The organism is Serratia sp. JSRIV001, assembly GCF_019968745.1.
In the GTDB taxonomy this organism is placed as follows: Bacteria; Pseudomonadota; Gammaproteobacteria; order Enterobacterales; family Enterobacteriaceae; genus Chania; species Chania fonticola_B.
In genome coordinates this window covers 2,223,385-2,245,769 of record NZ_CP074147.1, presented here as the reverse complement: position 1 = coordinate 2,245,769, position 22,385 = coordinate 2,223,385, and the positions used below count along the sequence as shown (strand labels likewise).

The following is a 22,385-nucleotide window of genomic DNA, read 5'->3' as shown; positions in this document are numbered from 1 at the left end:
CCCTTTCAATGCTTATTATTTTTTAGGTGGTGAGAAAATGGCTTTAACGGCAGCTTTAATCGCCGCAGCGTCAGGGCCAGCTTCAGTACCCGGCCCACCACCATCCATATTCAGATCCAGCACACCACCCGTCGTAAGCTGGCCATTGGCAGAACCGTAAAAATTAAAACTTTTACAAATCAAACTGATATTACCGCCGGTATCCAGTTCAATCACCGCATCACCACAGACCAATCGTATACCTGTCGCGGAAGAGAGCAGCAGAGGACCTTGTACCGCTTCCTCTCGCTTGCCTCCAATTATCGTGGTCTGATCCCCTTGTACTGCCACACTGTGATTGGCACTCACCGTTAAGTTATGATTCTGAATGACGGCAATAGTCTGATCTTTCAAAACCGTTTCGGTATGGTTAGCCATGACGGTTGTACTGCGATCATTCAACACAATCGTACTCATATCCTTCTGGGCATGCAGAAACAGCCCCTCGCCCCCCTTGGCATCCTCGAACCGCAATTCGTTGAAGCCCTCGCCCTTATGGGTCTTGGAGCGGAACGCCATCTGGGTCTTGCTGGCAGGCAGCGATCCCGGTGGGATATTGTTGGCGTGATAGGTACGCCCGGTGACGATCGGTTGGTCCGGATCCCCATGCAGGAAATCAACTACCACTTCCTGGCCGATACGTGGGATGGCCAACATCCCCCAGCCCTGCCCGGCCCACGGTTGGGTCACGCGGATCCAGCATGAGCTGTTGTCGTTGCTTTTACCGTAGCGGTCCCACAGGAATTGCAGGCGGATACGGCCGAACTCATCACAGTAGATTTCTTCCCCGGCGGGCCCCACCACCATCGCGATCTGTGGGCCGTCCATGCTCGGTTTCGGCATCGGCGTCGGCCGCCAGGTCTGGGTGTGCGGCAGGAAGACGAACTGGTTGCTCAGCGTGGTGCCTTGCCCACCAGACTCCTGCTCTAGCGCTTGAGGCTGGCTGCCACTGTGCTGAATGCTCAGCAGTTGCCACTGGTGGTTCAAATCGCTACGCGGGTGGCTGGTCAACGTAAACAGCAGCCCCGGCTGCAGGGTAAAGTCGTTACTCTGCCCATTCCCCAGGTTGGCATCGTTGCGCAGGGCTTCCAGGCGGTAATGGGTAAAGGCCTTGCCGTGCTGTTCATCTTTGAAACGCCCAGGGAAATCGAAGTGTTCGTAGTCTGGCCGCTGATTTTGCAGTTCGCTGGCCTGTTCATTAAAGGCCGCCGACCACTGCGGGTTTTTAAAGGTGTAATCCTTCAGTTCCACCACGGCGGTACGCACCTGTGCGCTACGGGTGAAGGTGGTGACACACAACTCCAGCGCCTGAGAGGCTACGCCTGGGTTATACGGCAGCACAGCGCCCTGCGGCAGGGTGCCCACGTCATCGGTGTACACCACGATGTTTTTGCCTTCGGGGTATTCGAAGTAGTAGAACATCCCCTCTTCGGCGGCCAGCCGCTGGATGAAGTCAAAATCCGATTCCTGATACTGCACGCAGAACTCACGGGCCGGATGGGGGTTACGCAAGCCAAAGGCAAAATCGGTGATGCCGTTCTCTTTCAGCAAGGTGGTGATGATGCTTTCGATGCTCTGCTGCTGGAAGATGCGCGAGTTGCGCCGCAGCGTGGTGCGCCACAGTGCCGGGCGGATCACCATGCTATAACGAGTCTGATGCAGGCCGGTATCGCCCTGTTCAAAACTCGCCACCATGCCGGTGATGCTGCGTTGCACTACCCCTTCACGCTTGATCACCAGCGTCGCATCTTCATCCAGCACCGCGGCAAAGTCGATGGCCGGATCGGCACTGGCCAGGCCCACGTTCAGCACGAACGGTGAAGAGAGCATCTCGGTCAGGCTGAAATCCACCACCACAAAGGTCTGCGGAGGCAGGTTCGCCGTGGAGAGCGTGAACTGCAACCCACTCGGTTCCGCGCCGCCCATCAAGGCACTGGCAGCCGAGGACGCCATCGCCGTGGCGCTGCCGCCGCTGGCAAAGCTCATCGGCTTGACGCCCGCAGATAAGGCCATGCCCGCGGCACCACCACTGCTGACAATGTTCATCGGCTTCACGCCCGCGGATGAGGCTATGCCCGCTGCGCTCCCCCCGCTGACAATGTTCTTAGGATTGATGCCTACGGATGAGGCTATCGAACCGGCCTTTTTAGCAATATCCGCCGCCTGCGATACCACCTTGCCCGCCTTGCCGCCTACAGCGCCAGCCGCGGCTCCCACCATATCCACCACCTGATCGCCACTGACTGACGGCGTCTCCGTGGCCACAATGTTCTTCGGCTGTACGCCCCCCTTGGGGGCGTTTTTCTTGTCATCAGCAAACATATCTTTTCCTTCCTGGAGGTTAGCGGGCAGATGCTGCCTGCTGCGTGAGTTGGTGATAGCGACTGAGCAGTGCATTCCAGCGCTCGTCTATCTGCTTGAGCAGCACCGGTGAAGCCGGTTGTTGTTGTTCGACCGAAACCGCCAACTGCCGCAGCAACTCTTCCAGCGGCGTTTCACGGTTCAGTTCATTTTGCATCTGATAAACCTGCGTTTTCAGATAGGAAAGCGTCAGGCTGCCGCGCGTTTGTTCCTGTTCAAGCAGCTTGTCCGACAGCGCCTGCAAGCGCTGCTGCACCTGGAAATAGCTGCTGTCGGCCCGCTCGCTGCCGAGCCGCGCCTGTAGCAGCCGTTGCCAACGCTGGCTTTGGGCAATCTGCTCCGGATCGGTCGGCCACAGCTGGTTGGCCAGCGCCACCGAGGCATCGGCGGTACGCAACCCGGCCAACGGAGAAAGGTTCTCCAGAGTGTTCAGTTGCTGGCCGTAGCCGTCCAGAGTCGGTTGGGCCAGCCACAGCTGCACCGAACCTTCTGGGGTGGCGGCCAGCCCCGCCAGCCGCTCCTGCATTGGTTTGACCTGCATCAGATAAGCCGCACCGGCAACCACCAGGCTGCACAGCACACCGCCGCCAAAGCCCCAAGCCGTTGCAGCGCGTTTGGCCGCTTTGGGGATGACCGGTGGTGGCGGTGCAAAACGCACTTCCACATTGGGCAACGGTTGTTCTATTGGCTGTGGCGCGGGCTCTTCGTAGGCCGGAGGGGGTTCATTCGCGGCCGGTTTTGCCCCCGAGAACAAGGTGTGGATCGGCTCCGCTTCGGGCACCGAGAGATACACCATCGAGGGCATCTTCAGCGGTTGCGCCGGTGGCTGTTTGGCCGCTTCATGAGCGGCTTCCAGCCGTTTGGCGGTGTTCTGCATCAGGTACAACAGGTTTTCAATGCGTGGCACGCGTTTGAGCTCAACCTGCTGCAGTTTGTCGCACAGCAGTTGCAGCGCCCGCTCGGCGCGGTATACCAGGCGCAGGTCGTCAATGCCGAACTCGTGCTGGCGCAGTTGGCTACCGACGCGGGCGTTGAACCACTCCAGTATTTCCGAGCGGGCCTGCGGCTGCTCTGGCCACAGTCGTTCCCATTGGCTGACCACCATGCCCGCCAACAGCTCGCAGCTCTCGGTAAACCCGGCCAGCCCGTGCCTTTGGGTACGCGCCAGGGCGTAGTACACCGTGGTTTGCAGATCGACTCCGTTGGTGCGGAACAGCGTCAACGCCAGCGACTCAATCAGGCGCCAGTTAACCTCTGGCCGCGCCGGGTGGTTGATCTTGTTGATCTCTTCACGAATGGCGCTGAATTCCGGCCAATGGCGCGGATCGCCGCCGGTTTGAATGATGATATTTTCTGAGGCTTCGCTCATGCGGACTCATCCTTAAAGCGTCTCTCTGCCAAGCGCGGCAGAGAGACGGGATAACAACGATTAATACAGCGTGTCTGGCAGAGTGAACTTGCTGAACAGACCGCCAGCGAACGGGTTGTCGGACTCATCCACATGGATGCGGTAGGTCATCTCGCCGCCGTCCACTTTGAAGCGGACGTCGAACGAGTTGGTGCCGACGTTGGTCAACTCACCGGCGTTGATCAGCCGCAGCTGTGCCCAAGGGCCGCTGAAGGTGATGCTGCGCGGGGACTTGCCGTTTTCATCCGGAACCAGCGTTACCTTGCTTTCTACCCCGGCCCGCATGGAGTTAGGCCAAACCAGATGCACCATATTGCTGCGGCCATGGGCGTAATCCAGCAGTTGCCCATCCAGGTTCAGCACGCTGCGGCGTTTGTTGCCGCTCAGCACCACCGGTTCGATGGCGAACTGGGTGCCCAGGCCGTTTTGTGCCGAGAAGAAGGTTTCGCGGATCTTCTGCGCCTGAGCCAGCTGTTGCAGCACGTCTGGGCGGATTAACAGTTGCCCGTCGCTGCCGCTGCTCAGGTTGTTATCCACGAACGGCTTCAGGTTCTGCTGGTAGAAGCTGTCCAGGGTGCCTTTCGGGCCGAAGAAGCGTTCAAACTCGCTCAGCGGCACGTCCTGCTGCGACTTAGGATCGAACGGATAACGGCCAGCCAGGTAGGTGTGATACTGCTTCACCACCGTCTCGTTCCACTCGACCTCCAACGATTGGATGGCTTCCATCATCACGACGCGCCAGGCTTGCTCGGCCAAATCCCCGACCCAACGGTTCAGCGGTTCCGGCAGGTTTTTCGCCAACTGCTGAACTTCGAAGATCGGGTCGCTGCTGTTTTGATCCAGGCGCAGCTGTACCGCCTTCATGGCCGCTTTACCCGGTGCCGGTGAGTTTTGGATCGCCAGCAGGTAACGGTGCAGTTCGGTCAGCTTTTGGTAGACGCTTTGCAGCACGCTGCCTTTGTCACCGTTCTCCAACAGCACGGCGGTTTCCGGCGCGAACTCGCGATTGATGCGGCCCAGCAGTTGATAATCGGATTTTTGCATCAGCTCCTGGCGTTCTTTACCCTGCAACGCGTCAGGCACCGCAGGCAGCCGGGTGTTATCACTCAGCGTCTGCAAGGCACGGCGGAAAGGCTGTTCGCCGCTGATCACCTGTTCGATGGCGCTGATCGCCTGCGGCAGATCTTCAAACTCACCGACCGACAGGTTATTCATCGCCGCACGCCAGGTGGCGGTATAGTCACCGATATACTGCTCGGTCACCTGCCGCTGGATCTCTTTGCGATCCGCCTCGCTATACTCGACGTTTTTGCTGAGATCCAGCACCCAGCTGTCCATCACCGTCAGATCCACCAGTTGGTCATTCTGCTTGGTGAAGTAGTTCTGCAAACCGTTGCGCGTCAGGAACTGCGGCACCACCAGCAGGCGATCGTTGTTGGAGATAAAGATGTCATCAAAGCTGGCACCGATCTGATCGCGCAGGTTCAGGGCCGGAGGCAGTGCTTCCTGTGCCTTGATGCGCAGGTTCTGGTACACCCGCTGATAAATCGACAGCTTGCTCAACTCGCGCTGTGCCAGCTGGATCGGCTGGCGATAAGGGATAAAGTTCTTGATGGCAACCTGATCGCCACTTTCCCGCGCGGCACGCCAATCGGTGTGCTTGAGCGCATAGTCCAGATGGCCCATCAACTGCTGTTGCACTTCGCGCTGGCCGTTAAACTGCTGGCTCCAGCGGTCGCCCATAAATTGTTCCACCAGCGCCACGTTGCGGCCGCTGCCGTCTTCCAGCATGCGCATCACACGCAGGATCTCGAGTTTCTCTTCGCTGCCTGAAGGCGCAGCATTCAACTGCTCCAACAGGCCACTCATCAACGCCGGAACAAAGCGCTGCTGCAACAGCTGCAGATAGGTGCTTTCCACATAAGGGCCGATGTTGTTGCCTTGATACAGGCCCATGTCCGCCAAAAGGCTGTTGCGCTCATGGTAGTTGCCATAAGCCAGCGTGGCGTCACGGATCGGGTTCAGCAACGGCAGCTGCAGGTTGCCATAGCGATCGTCACCCTTCGGCGTCGGGATGGAGAGGAAGGTTTTGGCCTGGGCAAGAACCTCTTGTCCGGCACGGTAGTTGCTCTGATAGTAGTATTGCCAGCAACCCCACAGCGTCAACGCCACCACGGCGCCCACGCAGGAGAACACCATCAGGCGTTTTCTGGAGTTACGCAGCCACAGGCCGTTTTCCCCCGCCAAATTCGGTTCCGCCAGCAACACCTGATTAAACAGCTCTTTGGTGAAGTATGGGGTCGTTTCGGCGACCGGCCAGGTTGGGAAGGCCTGCGGCGACAGGTGATACTGCACGGCGGCAGACTGGGTAAACACGTCATCCATCTGTCCGCGCTGTTGGGCAGAAGTCAGGTAGATACCGCGCAGCAGCGGCTGTTGATGATCGCCGCTGTAGAGGATCCCCTCCAGCAGTTGCACCACATATTCTTGCAGGCCCTGCATCTGGCGGGTAAAGCTGAACAGCTGGCTACGCTGCCCGGCATCAACGCCGTTGAGCATCATGTCTGGCATCGCGCCGTTCAACTGGGCGATCCATTGTTGCCAGAACTGCTGCAACTCTTTGCGCCACACCTCCGGCTCGGCGGCGTTCAGGCTGAATGTCACCCCCAGCACCGCTTCGCGTTGCGCCTTATCCAGCGTCTGGTACATCGCTTCAAACCCGTACAGCAGGTCCAGTTTGGTAAACACCACGTACAGCGGCAGTTGGCTATGCAGCGCCTGGCGCACATCCTGCAAACGCTGATGGAGGCTGGCAACCATGTTTTCGCGCTGAGCCTTGTTCGCCGTCAGCAGTTGATGCAGATCGACGGTGAGGATCAGGCCGTTCAGCGGCTGGCGTTTACGGTGTTCAACCAGCCAGTTCAGCAGGCTTTGCCATAGGCGGCTATTGAGCGCCGCTTTGCCCACAATGGACAGCGTTGGCTGCTCGATCAGTTCACCTGCCGGATCGATCAGTACGGCCTGTTCACCCAGCCAGCAGCGCACGCGCAGCTCACCGGCGTCTTCCACGCTGGTCAGTTCCGGGCTGGCGATTTCGGTCAGCTTGTAGCCTTCTTTAATCAGGGTGCTTTTGCCGCTGTTGCGTGTGCCAATCACCATGTACCAAGGCAGGCGATAGAGATAAGCCGGGGTATTCAGCCGCCGTTGCAGCTGCTGCTTCCAGACGCCCAGATACTGGTCCTGCTGTTCGATATCGGCCAGGATCGGATCGTCGACCTGCGTTTTGGCCTGCAGCTGCAGCTTTTCCAACTGCTGTAAACGCCGCACCATTTTGAAGGTGAGCCAACATACCGCCAGTAACACCACCAATGCAGTCACTAACCAGCGGCTCAGCAAAGGTTCGAACGGTTGGTAATCCTTCAGCTTCCATTCCGGCCCGTAAATCCAGACCCAAATCAAGCCGATACAGACCAACAGCGCCAGCACCACCGGCACCGAGGCTTTGATGCGCGGAACGGCCGGTCTGGCAAAATGAATAAATGAGGGCAATTTCATGCGTTAACGCTCCTGTTCCCTTCCCTGGCCATCACGGCTTGAGCTGCCGCTGCTTGTCTGTGAGCAAGGCGATCAACGCCGGTTCCCATTCGCTTAGCTGCACTTGCTGCCCCACCTGCAACAGGTTGTGGTAGTGCTGCTGTGCCAGCGCCGTCATCCCCGCTTTTTCCAGTAACTGGGCGCTGAGCAATTGCAGGTAAAAACGGTCCCTGGGTTCGGCTTGCTGCGATTGCCGATCGATCATCTGTAACGCGGCTTCCAGTCCTTGCTGTTGATAGCATTGCCAAATTTCATCCTGTTCAATAGTGTTACCTCCCCCTTTGGCACCCGTATCCTGCTGTAACCAGCTGGCAGATTCAGGGGAGAGGAAGGGCGTCATATCGGTAAAGTAAAGGGTGGTTAACGCCGGCATGCGCTCGATAAAGGCGCTCAGTTCGTCGCGTATGGCCTGCGCAACCCCTGCGTATCCCAGCCGAATAGCGATCTGTGCCGAAAGCGCGTGGCCATCCAACCAGTAAGGGGCCAGCGCCAGGCTCTGTTCTACCTGTTGCCACAGGGCCAGATCCGCAGTGGCCACGCGCCCCAGATAATCGGCCATGCGATCGACAGAAACGGCTGCCAGCGGCGTGCGTCCATCGGCCTGCGCTATCGGTGGCGCGGTCAAACTGCCCCACAGGGCATGACGACGCAGGCGGAAACCAATGGCGGCCTCGGGGTGCAGTTCACACAGCAAATCCGCCATTTTCAGCAGCGTTTGCCGCCAGGCTTTATCGCTGGAGCTATCAATGCTCAGGCTGGGGCTGATCGTTCTGCTGGCAGTGGTTGATGTCGATGCCGCACCAGACTGAGGGCGTTCTTCCTCCTCAACCACCGGTTCAACGGTGCGAGTAGGCAACCGCGCATAGCTGGTTCGCAGGCTATCCACCTCTTTCGCCAGGGCCGCTTCATCGCTGTGCCACACCTGGGCCAGATGTGCCAGCAAACCTTGCACATCCTGGCGTTGGGCATCCGTCGCCCGTTGGCTAAAGCTGCCGCTGGCGCTGTCAAAACGCTTGAGGATCTGCTGGGCAAAGCGGCGCTTATGCAGCGGGTTCAACGGCCAGGCGCTGGTCCAGAAGTTCTGCACGTAGGCGGTCAGCAAGGAGATCGCCAGCATCAGGTCGCCCGGTTCGCCGCCGTGCTGCAAGGTACGCAGCAGGTGCACCACCAAACGGAAGTCTTTGCTTTTTTGCGACAGCAGAGCCATCGCCTGCTGCTGAAGGTCATCGATATTCAGCGAGCTGTGGGTCAGTGAACCCACTTTGACCATCTGGCTGTCGATATGCTCCCATTGCGGATCGTCATCGGCCAACGCCTTGGCGGTCTGCTCGGGCGTCAGCGGCGTCAGCAATAATGCATGCCAGGGATGTTGTGACGTGCTATCCATAGTCCTCACCAGTGGCAGGCGTTACGCAGCGGTTTCAGCGCTGGCGTTAACTGCGAAATATTAAATGTCAGACGGGGTAACCCGCCGTTGGTACCGTCGATCGTCAGCGTCTGCGCCGACATCAACCGCTTGATTTCATCAATACCGGCCAGGCCCCGGCTGGATTCCAGCAGATAGCCGTTTTCACGCAGGAACCACTGCACGTTAAACCGGTCGCTATCCGCCGTTAGCGTCACCGCACCGTCTTTTTGCGGACCGACCAAGGCGATCTGCAAACGGGTAATGTTGTCGATGCAGCTCAGCATCAGCACTGGCCGCGGTGGTGGCACACCAATCGCTGGCGTGGTCAGCACCACCTGCCGGTTGTTGCCCTGCCCTTCGCTTATCAGGAATGCCGTCGAGTGATCGCGGCGGCCTTTTTCCTGCGCCATGGCTCGCTGCCAGGCTGGCCCGGCCTGTACCTGACCAGGATTGTCGCCGCTGGCCGCTGACAACGCGTTGTCGTAACAGTCCAGACGCACCAGCGGCGAGCTTTCACTGCGGCAGTTCATCAGCAGCGCCAACTGATGCGCATCCCCTTCAGGCTGCGACAGCGACAGGCCACTTAGCCACTCGGTGGCTGAATGGCTGCCGGAAAGCAGTAACGAACCGATCAATAACCACGTATTCATAGCTAACACCTGTATTTCGCCAACTTGTAACCCAGGGTGCGCGGCGTGATCCCCAGGCTGTCGGCGATGCGGTTTTTGTCATTGCCGTACAGACGCTGGCGCTGCGTCAGTACCGCGGCTTCAAACGCCTCCACCGCGCTAGACAGGTCATCTATCTTGCTGTAATCGCGTGATAGCTCTGGCGAGGTGGAAACGTCGGAGGTGCTCAGCGAGACCATCAGCTCATCCAACTGTTTTTCACGCACCTTGAACATCGATCGCAGCTGGACCAGTTGCGATCGCAGATGCTCTACCTCTTGCAGCTTGTTGAGGCGGTGCTGAAAAATCTGGCAATAGATAGAGAACATGCCCCGGCTGTCCACAAATCGATCGATATCCTCGGCAAACACCGCAATCACCCCGCAGGCCCGCCCCTGAAAATCAAACAGCGGTACGCCATACATGCTGCAACCGTTGGGCAACGCCTCAATAAAGCCGCGAAAACCGTCATCTTCAATGCGCACCCCGCGATTGAGCGCGTACCAGACTTCGGGCGCGCCATTACGCAGCACCCGCACCAAAGGGTGGTTGGTGTCTTCGATATCGGCTTCCAGCTTCACCGTAGCGCGCCGGTTGGCATCAGACAGGCGGAGGCATTCCAACTGCCCCTCACTGGCGTTGAACATCGCCACCATCAAGCCGTCGAACCCGTGACGGTGGTGATCCAGCGTCAAAAAGCCATGGACCAAATGCTCGACCGAATCGTTTTCCAGCAGCGCCAGTAAGCATTTCAGCCGTTGCCTCATAGCGCCTCCTCGACCTGTGCGGTAAACGCATTTCCCTCCGTGGCAATGCGGATATGGCTGATTGCCGTACCTGCCGCCATTTTTTGCAATAGCAGTAGGGAAACCGGTGGTAACAACGCCCCGTCGATAATCGACTCCAGCATGCGCGCCCCGTTCTCGGCACGGGTGGCGCGCAGCAGGATCTCTTCGATCACCTCAGGCTCAATCACCACTTCGGCGTTAAAGCGCTGGCGCAGCAGGTTATCCAGGCGTTTGAGCTTGCCGTGGATGATGGTTTGCAGCGTGTCCTTGCCCAGCGGCAGGTAAGGCACCACTTCCATACGCGCCAGCAGGGCCGGTTTGAAGAAGGCCGCCAGCTCGGGATAAAGCAGTTCGCCCAGCAGTTCCGGCTGTTCGGCGTGATCGACAATGGTCTGATAGCCCAGGTTGGAGGTCAGGAAGAACACCACGTTTTTACAGTCGATGATGCGGCCTTCGCCGTCGGCCAGTTCACCCTTGTCGAACGCCTGATAGAACAGGTTGAGCACGTCGGGGTGGGCTTTTTCGACTTCATCGAGCAGCACCACCGAATAGGGTTTCTGGCGGATGGCTTCAGTCAACACGCCGCCTTCGCCATAGCCCACATAGCCCGGCGGTGAACCGATCAGGCGCGAAACGGTGTGTTTCTCCTGGAACTCGGACATGTTGATGGTGGTGAGATAGTGGCGCCCGCCGTACAACAGCTCGGAGATCTGCAATACGGTCTCGGTTTTACCCACGCCGCTTGGCCCCACCAGCAGGAAAGCACCCATTGGGCGACCCGGACGGCGCAAATCGGCCCTGGCGGTCAGCAGATGCTGATGCAGGCAGTGGATCGCGGTTTCCTGGCCTTTGATCTGTTCGCCAAGATACGTTGGCAGCTCGGTGACCACCGACAGTTCACTCTGCGACAGGCGGTTTAACGGCACGCCGGTCCACTCGGCGATCACTGCCGCGATCTGATGTTTATCCACGTGTGGAGAAACCAGGGTCTGATGCTGTTGCAGTTGTTCCAGCTCGGCACCCAGCGCAGCCAGATTAATAACCTGTTCTTCCGTCGCGTTTTCTTCCTGCGTCAGCAGCTCTGCCCGCAGGGCGATGATCTGCTGCACCAACTGCTGCTGGGTTTGCCAACTGGCATTCAGGTCCGCCAGTTGCTGTTCGATCTCAGCGCGCTGTTGTTGTAACACCGATAAACGCTCATCCGGCTGGCTCAGGTTGAGGCGCTGTTCACGCTCCAACATCTGGATTTCCATCGCCTGCTGGTGCAGCTGCGTTTTCAGTGCCGATACCTGACGCGGTGCCGAAGTCAGGTTGATCGCCACCCGCGCGGCGGCGGTATCGAGCACGTCGATGGCCTTGTCCGGCAGTTGGCGGCCAGAGAGATAGCGATCGCTGAGCACCGCCGACGCCTGTAGAGCCTCGTCGTCGATCAGCACGCCATGCGCCTTCTCATAGATAGTGCGCAGGCCGCGCATGATCACCGTGGCCTCTTCGGCACTCGGCTCAGAGACTTTCACCAGTTGGAAACGGCGCGACAGCGCGGCATCCTTCTCAAAATACTTTTTGTATTCGCTCCAGGTGGTGGCGGCGATGGTTTTCAGCTCACCGCGCGCCAACGCCGGTTTCAGCAGGTTAGAGATATCCAGGCCACCCTGCTGATTACCCGCGCCGATCAGCGTATGGGCTTCATCAATAAACAGGATGATCGGCGTGGCCGACTGGGCAACTTCCGCCATGATCCCTTTGAAGCGCTTTTCGAACTCGCCTTTTACCGCCGCACCGGCCTGCAACGCGCCGAGATCCAGCGTCATCAGTTCGCTGTTGCGCAGCTTTTCCGGCACCTGGCCGTCCACGATACGCAGCGCCAGGCCTTCGATCAGAGCGCTTTTACCCACGCCTGCCTCACCCACCACGATCGGGTTGTTCTTGCGGCGGCGGCACAGGATATCGATCATCAGGTCGATTTCTTCGTCGCGGCACAGCACCGGATCTAGCGTACCTTTACGGGCCTGCTCGGTCATGTTGCTGGCATAGCGCGCCAGTAGGCTTTCGCCATTGGCGGCGGCAGTTGCGGTTTTATCGCCCGCTTTCGCTACCCGGGGGGCTTCTGCGGAATCGGCGGTCCAGTCAGCAAAGTTCTGGCGCAATAGCTCGCGATTCACCGGGGATAACAACCGGCTGGCCGCCGGTGTTAAATAACGCATAGGGCTCAGCAGTAAGGTCAGTAACATCACCCCGCCGCGCAGCTGGCTGTGATCCATTTCGGCCGACGCCAATAGCCAACTGTCCTGCAACCACTCCACCAGCAAAGGGGAGAAGCTGGGATAAGCCTGAGTGACCGACTGATAACCTGAAATACGTTGATCGAGTGACTCACGCAATGCGTCAGTGTCCACGCCAGCATGATTAAGGATCACCCTGACGTCGCTTAAGGGGCTGGCGACCATCTGCATTAATACCTGCGAGACCGTCACTTCCGCTTCCTGCAGGCTGACGCAGTGCGCCGCCGCGGCCTCCAGGGCATGGCGGGCGATGGGATTAAGGCGGTTTACCAGCGTGGGCAAGTCAATTTGAATCATCTGTGCTTCCTAGCTCAATAAATTGTTTAGCTGCTGCAAAATATCCTGAGTCTGTCCATGTAACTGGATGGCATAGAACAGGTAAATCACCGTCAACAGGCCTAAGCCACCCCATAGCAGGTGCTTGATGGTCAACCGTTTACTCAGGTAATAACGCCCGCCGGTGCGGCTTTGTTTCTGGTGCAAGACGGTCGCAGGCGCTTCACCGCGCAGCTGTTGCAGTTGGTGATGCAGCCGACGGAACAGCCGTTCAAAGTCATCGCTGTTTTGCAATGTCACCTTGTAGCGGCCGCGATAACCCAGGCAGAAACACAGGTAGATGAACTCCAGCAGATCCTGATAACGTTTGGGTTCGCCCATCAGGCGTTCCAGCAGGACGTACACCTTCTCGCCGCCCCAGGTTTCGTTATGGAAATGCACCAGCAAGGACTGCTGCAACCAGCCATTTTGCGTATTCCAACCGTGCCCCAACGCCGTCTCATCGATAAAGGTACAAAGCACGTAGCGGAACGAAACGATCGCCCCTGGCTCGTAGCCTTTGGTTTGCAGGAACTGCTCAATGGCGCGGATATCCGTTACCACCTGCTGATAAAGCTGGTCTGGCAGCGGCTGGTTTTCCATATCTTTCAAGCGCAGCACCATGCCGAGTAACGGCGTGGCGGCGTCCACCATCGCATTCAGGCTCTCGCCGCGCAGCGGGAGCTGATATTGCCGATACGAAGTAACGGTTTCCGTTTCGGGCAGCGCGGGGTTATCCGTGACGGCATGCATTTTCATTAGCTGCTCCTAATCGCCCAGAACTGCATATCCAGTTCAGGGAAGTCACCCGAAACGTGGAAGGCAATCGCATTGCTTTGCAGGACCTCTTTCCAGGTCGGGCTTTGCCGATCCAACATGAAGTAGGTATAGCCGGAATGGTAAGGCAGTTGACGCGGGGCGGCAGAGAGCGCCACCAGCGGTACACCAGGCAGTTGCAGGCTAACCAGCTCACGGATTTTCTCCAGCGAGGTGATCTTGGTTTGCTGCACGAATTGTCGACGCAGCTGTTCCTGCGGGATCTGCGCCCGAACGGCCAGCACAAAGTCAGCGCTGCGCAACAGATCGCTATCGTTGATCGTCCCCACACGAATGCCGTTAGGCTGTGGATGCAGCTGTACCGAGATAGCACGCGGTGTCAGCACCGTGCTGAGCGTTTGGCGCATCGCCAGGAACAGCGGCTGGAAGCAATCGGTCAGGTTGTCATGGTTATAAACGATGAAGCTGCCTGCCAGACGTGATTCGTCGGTAAAGGTGCGCAATTCGCCGCAGGTTTGCACCAGGTGGCTATAAAAATCCTGTGGGTGCAGCACCGCCTGATGAGACAGATGGGTGAACAAAGGCTGCATGCGGTTAAACACCTGCAGCATCATGAATTCGGCCACGTCGGCAATCCCCTGCTGGCCCGGCGAACCGATACGTTTGGCCAACAGCCGGGCGCGCTCCACCAAGGTACCCTCCACTTCATCCATAAAGTCTTTCAACTGTACGGAGGCGTGCAGAGTGGTGCAGGTAGGAATAAATTCTTCATCCAGGATCAGCGAGCCGTCCGGGTGCTTCTCTTTAATGCGGCAGACCGGCAGCACGGAATAGGCGCTGAGATCTTCGGAGCCCTGCATCAAACGCGGTGCCAACTGGGCCAGCAGCAGCTGGCTGACATCGCCGCCGTCGGTATGCAAATCGCGCACGTCATCGGTATGTTCGGCGTAGCGGATCGCCCCAGGCAGTGGGCTGTGCGGGCTGGCAACCTCATTGATGGTGTCGTTGAGCATCGGCAACGCCAGATAGATATCGCGGCTGGCGGCATCGTTGCAGTTCAGTACGTCCAGCGGCTTGGGCGCGCAATCCTGATAAGGAATATCAAACACCGTGCCATCGGCCATGCTGCCGCTGGCGTTGGTCAAGCCGATACGCCCCAGCTTGAGCAGTTCCTGATTGATCTGCAGCGAGTGGAAGCCATAGGTGTAATTGGTCAGCGCGGTGATACGGCGCTGCAGCTGGTAATCGTTATGTCTTTGTTGCTGTTGAAAGTGTTGTGGCTTAATGAACAGGCCTTCGCGCCAGATCACCCGATTCTTGGTCGGCATGGTTATTCTTCCTCTTTCCTTAAGTCGATTTCATCCGCTTTAACGTGGATCAGCACGCCGTAGTTATGACCAACATCTTTGATCTTGATGATTTTTTTCCATTCAGCGCGATCAACGTCGGCATAGTAGGCAATCACCCCCAGATAGTGGGTCTTCTCTTCCAGCTCAATAGCGGGTAACGGTTTATATTGGCTCGGCAGCAGGGTGTATTCCTGATGGTCGATGTAGTTCTTACTGAGCGTTTTCTTCAGTATTTCCGTGTCGAGCTGGTCGTAGTCGGCGGCCAGCAGTTTGGAATCATCGCTCAGGTACACCACCGCAATCTCGGTCGGCGCGGCCTCGCCTTTCTCATTGGGGTTGATATTCGCGTCCGCCAGCAGCGTCAACCGCAGCGTAGAAGGCTGCTCGGTAGCGCGCTCCGGCTTCTTGTTTTTCCATATCGTGCAGCCTGACAGCATCAGCACCAGGCATAGCGCAGTCGTCAGAAAGTATCCTCTGCCACCTTTCATCGTTCGCTGTCCTTCATCCCCTGGCGCAGCGCCTGGTCGTAAGCCTGTTCATACACTTCGCCAAACAGCTTTTCGAAGCCCTGCTGGCGGCTGGAGGCCAATTCCTGGTAGTAGTTTTTGTACATTTCCCAGGCCCAGGCGGAGTCTTGTTCCTGGCGCTCGTTGCTGCGCATGTAATGGCTAAAGCGCGTCAGCAGTCGCTCTGGGGAGAAGGCTTCCAGCATGGTGCTCAACGCCTGGGCAATCGCCTGTTGGTTGGCCTGATGGTGCAGGCGCAGGTTATGCAGGCTCTCGGCCACCGCCGCCGGGGCGGAAAGGTGGACCGGGCTTTTTTGATCGGCAAACAGCAGGCTGAGCGTGGTGTCGTAGTCCATATTCAGACGCAGCGGGTTATCTTCGATTGGGCGCAGATGTTTGTCCCGCAGGCCGTGTTGGCTGCGCTGCAAAGCCAATAACCCTTCAATGGCAGCCCTGAGCGTTTTACCGGCTTCTTCGAGGAAGTCATTGGCCTCCTGGCTGTTGCGGATTGGCAGTTGCGCGCCAAAACCCCGCATCAGCGGCGTGATCGCCACGTGCTGCTGTTCCATCTTGCTGTCTGACGGTGCCTGCTGGCCGGAAAGAAAACTGCTGATTTGCGGCAGATCGATAAACTCCTGATCCATGGCACTGTCCTTGGTGATATCAGAAAGTGGAGAAGAGAACAGCGGATCGCGGTAGCGATCCTGTTGTAATGATTGATCGGCACCGGTGAGGGTGCTCAGAGGTTCGTGCATCGTCAGGCTTTCGGTTTCCAATACCCGCAGCGGGTCGTGGCTGAAACCGTTAGCGACCGTGGCGGCCAGGCGGTTGTCCTGCTCATGATGGGAAGGCTGCGCATTGCCTCCTTCCATCATCGCTTCCAGCGGGTTGCTGTAGCTGGAGACCAGCGATTCCGGCGAAACCATCAGCGGATCGATCATATCGGCGTTCGAGCGGCTGATATGGCTCTTGATGGCCAGGTTGCCTACGCTGATCTCGTCACCTTGCTGGATGCGCACCAAACCGGAGTTTGCCGTCAGCATCGACTGATTAATACTCACCGCACCGTTGAGCACCCGCAGGCAAAAGGACCCATCTCGCCATTCAATGGCAAACTGTGAAGGGCTGATATTGCCGCCCTGATCCTGAATAGACCAATGATGGCTGCCGTCACTGCCCACCACCCCACCCTGTGCATTAAACAGGCTGCTGGCCGGTTTGCCACTTTCCAATCTGTCGCTATTGACGACTCGCAATGATAGCGTCGGTTGCTGTTTATCCATGATCTCTCTTCCTGAATCTTGATTGTCATTCCATAACGCTAATGGTTACGTGGGGCTGTTGCTCGGGTTCCCCGAGGAAGCTGGTCCAGCCCAGCAGGTTGTTTTGTTCTGTCCCCAGGATCATGCCGCCCACCTGCTGCTCTGCCAGACCCAGGCGTAAATCCCACGAAAACTGGTCGCGCATAATGAAAGCCACAAACATCTCTAACGGCTCGTAATTCTCCCCGTTAGGTAAAAATGACAAGAACTGTTCACGCGTCAGTTGGTTAAGGCACAACTGATATTTGCCGCTGCGATCCGCCACCTGCGATCCCAGCGAGAAATTGACGCCCAGCACCGATTTCCCCTGGTATTTCTGGCCGCTGACCTTCACCCTGCCGCCCAGGCGGTTCTGCTGCTCCGGGGCGATTTTGACCTTGCGCAGCTGCCAACTTTGCAGCGTCACATCCGCCAGGTTGAAACAGTGTGCCACCAGGCTGCAAATCACTTCCGGTGCCCGCCCAGGGCTGGCCAGCAAGCCGGCATAGGCCAGCATTTTGCCGTGGTGGATACGCAGTTTTTTGCGGATCGCCTCGTTACTTAATCCCACTAGCGCAAACATGCGCTGCGAGACATCATCGTTACCGCCCTCGTCAAAGCAGATGTAGTAGCGGTATTTGCGCCAAATCTGATGCAGCAGCGTTAACAGCCGGTGGTTGAACACGTTGAGAAAATCCGTCAGGCGGTTTTCGTTCTGGGCATCTTCCCAGGCCAACGAGTCCAGGTAATAACCGGGCAACGGCGACTGGCTGCCATGCAACCCAAGGAAAGAAACTTCCAGCTCAAACTGGCCGCGAGCGGAAGTCTCCAACGCGATCACGTCACGGGTTGGAAAAGCCAGGCTGGCGGTCGATTTAAAGCGGATTGCCTCATCGGCTGGCCTGGATGAACCCGGGGATTTTTGCCACGCTACCGCCATTTGGTTGAGCAGCTCGACCAATTGGTAAAAGTTATAGCGTGACACGTCCAGCACTGGCTCAGGCGGTACGCCTTCACCCGCGCTTACATCAATGCATGTTGACCCGTCTGTACCGGCCATTGGTAACATTCCTGATTATCAAGATTGATGACTTTCAAAAGGTGGAACGAGTTGACGCTGGCATACAGGGAGAAGAAGCGTGCCAACACCGTACCAAACAGGTAGAGCTCACCTTCAGAACCAAAAGCGCTTTGCTCCAGCCAGAGGGTGGTTTGCAGACCTCTGACCGGTAAACCCCGGAACAACCTGTCGATCGGCTGGGTTTCGATACGCGAAATCGCGTCCAGTTTTTTTTGCGACGACCGAGCGGATTGCCGGTTGTGTACGCTGGGGAAATCATAGGTTTGCAGGATCTGTTTTAACGAATCCTTGTCCAATAATGACATGTAGTTCAATGACATATTGGACAATAAAGACCATTGCAGGCTGCCATCCAACACCGGATACAACGGTACCGAAGGCCGGGTAATATTACGGAAGGTGGCAAAGGACGGGCCTGCTTGCGTCCGTTGGCAGATATCACCCACGCGTAGCGCCAGCGGTAATTCGCGGTTGGTACAGGTCATGCTGACCGACACGTTTTCTTGCGACAGCGCTACCTCCGTCTCATCACTGCGCACAAAGGAGATGTAATGCTCAAAGCCCTTACGGAACAGCGAGTTTTTCACCCGCAGGCGGTAATAGAGCATGTTGCGTTCCTGCGCAGGTTCCACCTGATGATGGAAACTTTCGAACGCCGGATAGCTTCTGGCCTGCCCCCGCCCGCTGCCTTTGGGATCTTTACTTAACCAGCTCTCTACGCGATCGATCGAGAAAATCTCGTAGCGTTCAGGATGATGGTAACTGGCGCACAGCGGATATTCGGTTTGTGTGCCATCCAGGGCTATCGCCTCGCTATCGCGTTTGAACAGGTTCACCGCAGGGGTGCAGTTCAGGCGCAGGGTGGTTGGCCGTATCTTGACCTCAGGAGGCAATGGCTGGGAGAAATGCAGATTGAGGGTGAACTCGCTGGCTTTCAGATGCGCGGGGAAATCCACCACCCCAGCCACGTCAAAGAACAGGAAGCCTTCCGGGAAACAGAAATACTCCTGCAGGATACGGTAGCCGACATAGGCGTTTTTCGGGTAAGGCAATAGCGCATCTTCGCGCTCAAAGCCCACCGGGTTGAAATCAAAGTCCGGCATCGGAATAGTAATGCCGTTGACCACCAGGTCGGCCCGTTCGAAATAGTGACTGATCCAGAAATAGAGCTGGGTACTGGTGTAACCGTCCTCACCCAGATAGAAACGCAGTTTATCGAGCCGCATTTCCTGCACGTTCAACTCCGCCTTGGCGCCGAAGTGAATGCTCAATATCCCCTGTTCGTTGCTGTTGTTGACGGCGATATCCTGGATACCCATCGGGAACAGCCAGACATCCCGGCACAGCGTGAAGCTGCACTGGGGGCCGTGTGTTTCGCTGTCGTTTTGCAACGCGCCACGTTCCGCCCTTTGCGCAATCGGGACGCTCTCGATCTGGCTACCGCGCTCGATCAACGTCGCTTCAGTGAGTGCACTGCTGTTCGGCGTGTATTCGACGATGGTCATGCTGGGCACTGGCCGCAAATAGTTCGGCCACAGCATATTCAGCAGGCCGTGTGTCAACTCCGGAAACTGGTCATCGATCTTTTCGCGCAGGTTGCCGGTCAGAAAGGCGAAGCCTTCCAACAGGCGCTCAACGTCCGGATCGGAACCCTGTTCGGATAAAAAGGCAGCAAGATGCGGCCGTTCGATTGCGGCATCCCGCCCTAATTGCCGGAGGTAATCCAGCTCATCCCTGAAGTACTTTTCGAACGACATTATGCTTCCTGGTTTAGGCAGTAACGGCGGTTGCTGTCCAATTGGATATTGAACTCAACCACATCGCCGATATTGTCGAAATCAACTTGAGCACTGATATGGAAACTCAATAACAGTGGGTCCCCCTGATCCACCAGGGATTGAACGGCAACCTCGGAAATTCTTGGCTCGTAGCGTTCAATACACTCCTTGATGGCCTGCTCAATACTCTTACGGAAATCAGACGTGGTTGCCGTGGCATCATTGAGATCAATAACCCCCAGGCCTGCAGCACTTTGGCAGGCTCCGGGGCGCGAATTGAGGACTTCGTTCAAATGCTGCTTGATTGAGATTAATAGCTCTTGAACACGGCTATGTGAGGAAGGGCCTAAGCCCTTCCCCTGGATACGCTCAAACAAGCTGGCAGAACTTCCTCGCTCCCAATTAAGAAGCGCAGCCATGGCCTGTTATTCCTTATCCAAACGACCAACCAGCGAGAGCTCGAAACTGGCTCCCATGTATTTGAAGTGTGGACGCACCTGCATCGCCACCTGGTACCAGCCCGGATCCCCTTCGACATCCAGAACCTGGATCTGAGCAGAACGCAGAGGGCGGCGGCTGCGGACATCGGTCGGTGGGTTTTCCTGATCGGCAATGTATTGCTTGAGCCAGATGTTCAGCTCACGCTCCAGATCCTGACGCTCTTTCCACGAACCAATCTGCTCACGCTGCAGCACTTTGATGTAGTGAGCCAGACGGTTGATGATGAACATGTACGGCAGTTGGGTACCCAACTTGTAGTTGGTTTCCGCCATCCGGCCTTCATGGGTATTCGGGAAGACCTTCGGCTTTTGGACCGAGTTGGCCGAGAAGAACGCCGCGTTGTCGGTGCCTTTGCGCATGGTCAGGGTAATAAAGCCCTCTTCCGCCAGCTCAAATTCACGACGATCGGTGATCAGTACTTCGGTCGGGATCTTCGCCTGTACCTGGCCCATCGCCTCATAGAGGTGAACCGGCAGGTTGTGCACTGCACCACCGCTTTGTGGCCCGATGATGTTCGGACACCAGCGATACTTGGCGAAGCTGTCTGTCAGGCAGGCGGCCAGCAGGAATGCGGTGTTGCCCCACAGGAAGTGTTCGTGATCCTTGCTGACGTCTTCGTAGTAGTTGAAATTCTTGATCGGATTTTCAACGGTGGAATACGGTAAACGCAGCAGGAAACGTGGCGTGGTCAGGCCCAGATAGCGGGAGTCTTCCGACTCGCGCAGCGCACGCCATTTGGTGTGTGCTGGCCCTTCGAACACCGACTTCATGTCTTTGATGGCTGGCAGCTCGGTAAAGCTGTTGATACCAAAGAAGTCCGGCGCAACGCTGGAAAGGAACGGCGCATGTGCCATGGCCCCAACGGCGCTGACGTATTGCAGCAGCTTCATATCCGGGGTGCTGTTGCTGAACGCATAGTTACCGATGATGGCTGCGGTAGGTTCGCCGCCAAACTGGCCGTAACCGGATGAGTACACGTGCTTGTAGAAACCAGACTGGATAATTTCCGGCGAGAACTCAAAATCTTCCAGCAGCTCTTCTTTCGTCGCGTGCATGATGTTGATTTTGATGTTTTCACGGAAATCGGTGCGATCCACCAGCAGCTTCAGTGAACGCCAGGAGGATTCGATTTCGCGGAATTCTTTGGCATGCAGAATTTCGTCCATCTGAGCACTGAGCTTTTTATCCAGCTCGATGATCATTCTGTCGACCAACAGCTTGTTGATCGGCTCTTCGTTGGTGCCGGTGTCCAGAATGCTGCTGATAAATGCAGCAACGCCCTGTTTGGCGACGTCATAGCCATCATTACCCGGCATCATGCGGGTCTGAGACATGATCTCGTCTAGCAGGAAAGTGGTACTGGTAGGCTCGGCAGCTAAAACCGCATTTTCTTCATGTAAAGACATACGTTAAATTCCCTCTTTCCGTCTCAATTATTTCTGATTAAGAATGTCCAATTCCTTTAGCAACTGCTCACGCATTTCTTCATTGCCTAGGAGATCTTGCAGACGAGAACGGAAGGCAGGAATGTTACCCAGAGGCCCTTTCAGGGCGACCAGCGCTTCCCGCAGTTCCAGAATTTTTTTCAGTTCGGGGACGTTTTTCGCCACGTTGTCCGGTGAGAAATCGTCGAGGGAATTGATCGCCAATGCGACCGGCATCTCTTCTTTCCCCTCACCTTCCAGGTGATTGGGTACAGTGAACGAAAGGTTGATATTGGCTTCGTTCATCACCGCGTTGAAGTTGTTCTTGCTGACGGAAACGACCTGACGTTCTTCAATCGGGGTGTCTTCACGAACCCCCTTGAGGTCGCCAACCACCATCAGGTTCAGTGGCAGTTCAATTTCAGAGGTTTGATCGCCCGTATTAGGAACGTACTTAATGTTGATCCTTTCCTTGGGGGCAACACTGCTTTGATTATTCTTACTCATCACTCGTCCTTTTAGTCACAATAAGGGAATACCAGCTAATGTTTGTTGAATGAGCACCGGAAAATGACATTCAGATATCATCCATGCTAATAGAGTTAGCACCATCCATTCAGATAGCAAATCTATCACCGTAAAACTAAATACCTTCGTTTATGTCGCACTAAGGTCCAGGAGTAATCCTATTTCGCACGTAAATATGGGAATTTTCCCATATTCCGCAAAAGCCTGCGAATTATCCTAAATAATATCAAAAAGCCCGAAAAATCAGTTTACGGCTTCCGACGAAGCTGGACATTTC

Annotated in this window: 16 protein-coding genes; all 16 read right to left on the bottom strand. The window is 56.8% G+C overall.

Translation table 11 applies throughout. The annotated features are described in order from the left end of the window. Window positions 1-15 precede the first annotated feature (15 nt). Window positions 16-1,992: a type VI secretion system tip protein VgrG gene (locus KGP17_RS10145; protein WP_209522389.1), complete on the bottom strand. Its 1,977-nt coding sequence runs from the start codon at window positions 1,990-1,992 to the stop codon at window positions 16-18. Between the two features lie 388 nt (window positions 1,993-2,380). After that, window positions 2,381-3,769, bottom strand: coding sequence for a VasL domain-containing protein (locus tag KGP17_RS10140; protein WP_209554643.1), 1,389 nt, complete (start codon window positions 3,767-3,769; stop codon window positions 2,381-2,383). A 60-nt stretch (window positions 3,770-3,829) separates the two neighbouring features. Next, window positions 3,830-7,363 carry a type VI secretion system membrane subunit TssM gene (tssM, locus tag KGP17_RS10135; protein WP_223499245.1) on the bottom strand — a complete coding sequence of 1,178 codons (3,534 nt, stop codon included), beginning with the start codon at window positions 7,361-7,363 and terminating at the stop codon, window positions 3,830-3,832. Between the two features lie 31 nt (window positions 7,364-7,394). Then, window positions 7,395-8,789: a type VI secretion system protein TssA gene (gene tssA / locus KGP17_RS10130; protein WP_223499244.1), complete on the bottom strand. Its 1,395-nt coding sequence runs from the start codon at window positions 8,787-8,789 to the stop codon at window positions 7,395-7,397. A gap of 5 nt (window positions 8,790-8,794) precedes the next feature. Beyond that, entirely contained in the window at window positions 8,795-9,460 is a 666-nt protein-coding gene (vasI, locus tag KGP17_RS10125; protein ID WP_223499243.1) for a type VI secretion system-associated protein VasI, read from the bottom strand. A gap of 2 nt (window positions 9,461-9,462) precedes the next feature. Further along, complete coding sequence (locus KGP17_RS10120) at window positions 9,463-10,245, bottom strand: helix-turn-helix domain-containing protein (protein ID WP_021178395.1); 783 nt, start codon at window positions 10,243-10,245, stop codon at window positions 9,463-9,465. After that, window positions 10,242-12,845, bottom strand: a complete 2,604-nt coding sequence (gene tssH, locus KGP17_RS10115) for a type VI secretion system ATPase TssH (protein WP_021178396.1) — start codon at window positions 12,843-12,845, stop codon at window positions 10,242-10,244. The genes KGP17_RS10120 and tssH overlap by 4 nt, the downstream gene beginning before the upstream one ends. A 9-nt stretch (window positions 12,846-12,854) precedes the next feature. Beyond that, a complete protein-coding gene (gene icmH, locus KGP17_RS10110; RefSeq protein ID WP_021178397.1) occupies window positions 12,855-13,622 on the bottom strand; it encodes a type IVB secretion system protein IcmH/DotU in 768 nt (255 codons plus the stop codon). Further along, the gene (gene tssK / locus KGP17_RS10105) at window positions 13,622-14,968 is read right to left on the bottom strand and encodes a type VI secretion system baseplate subunit TssK (protein WP_021804821.1); all 1,347 of its coding nucleotides are present in this window, start codon (window positions 14,966-14,968) and stop codon (window positions 13,622-13,624) included. The genes icmH and tssK overlap by 1 nt, the downstream gene beginning before the upstream one ends. 2 nt (window positions 14,969-14,970) lie before the next feature. Next, window positions 14,971-15,477, bottom strand: coding sequence for a type VI secretion system lipoprotein TssJ (tssJ, locus tag KGP17_RS10100; protein WP_021178399.1), 507 nt, complete (start codon window positions 15,475-15,477; stop codon window positions 14,971-14,973). Next, entirely contained in the window at window positions 15,474-16,778 is a 1,305-nt protein-coding gene (gene tagH, locus KGP17_RS10095; protein WP_021804823.1) for a type VI secretion system-associated FHA domain protein TagH, read from the bottom strand. Before tagH ends, tssJ begins: the two co-directional genes overlap by 4 nt. 25 nt (window positions 16,779-16,803) lie before the next feature. After that, window positions 16,804-17,856 carry a type VI secretion system baseplate subunit TssG gene (tssG, locus tag KGP17_RS10090; protein ID WP_021804824.1) on the bottom strand — a complete coding sequence of 351 codons (1,053 nt, stop codon included), beginning with the start codon at window positions 17,854-17,856 and terminating at the stop codon, window positions 16,804-16,806. Continuing rightward, window positions 17,820-19,634 carry a type VI secretion system baseplate subunit TssF gene (tssF, locus tag KGP17_RS10085; RefSeq protein WP_021804825.1) on the bottom strand — a complete coding sequence of 605 codons (1,815 nt, stop codon included), beginning with the start codon at window positions 19,632-19,634 and terminating at the stop codon, window positions 17,820-17,822. Before tssF ends, tssG begins: the two co-directional genes overlap by 37 nt. Further along, the gene (gene tssE, locus KGP17_RS10080; RefSeq protein WP_021178403.1) at window positions 19,634-20,074 is read right to left on the bottom strand and encodes a type VI secretion system baseplate subunit TssE; all 441 of its coding nucleotides are present in this window, start codon (window positions 20,072-20,074) and stop codon (window positions 19,634-19,636) included. Before tssE ends, tssF begins: the two co-directional genes overlap by 1 nt. Window positions 20,075-20,080: 6 nt before the next feature. Beyond that, window positions 20,081-21,562 (bottom strand): type VI secretion system contractile sheath large subunit, encoded by a 1,482-nt coding sequence (tssC, locus tag KGP17_RS10075; RefSeq protein ID WP_021804827.1) that lies wholly within the window; start codon window positions 21,560-21,562, stop codon window positions 20,081-20,083. Between the two features lie 27 nt (window positions 21,563-21,589). Beyond that, entirely contained in the window at window positions 21,590-22,087 is a 498-nt protein-coding gene (gene tssB / locus KGP17_RS10070) for a type VI secretion system contractile sheath small subunit (protein ID WP_166734704.1), read from the bottom strand. Window positions 22,088-22,385 lie beyond the last annotated feature (298 nt).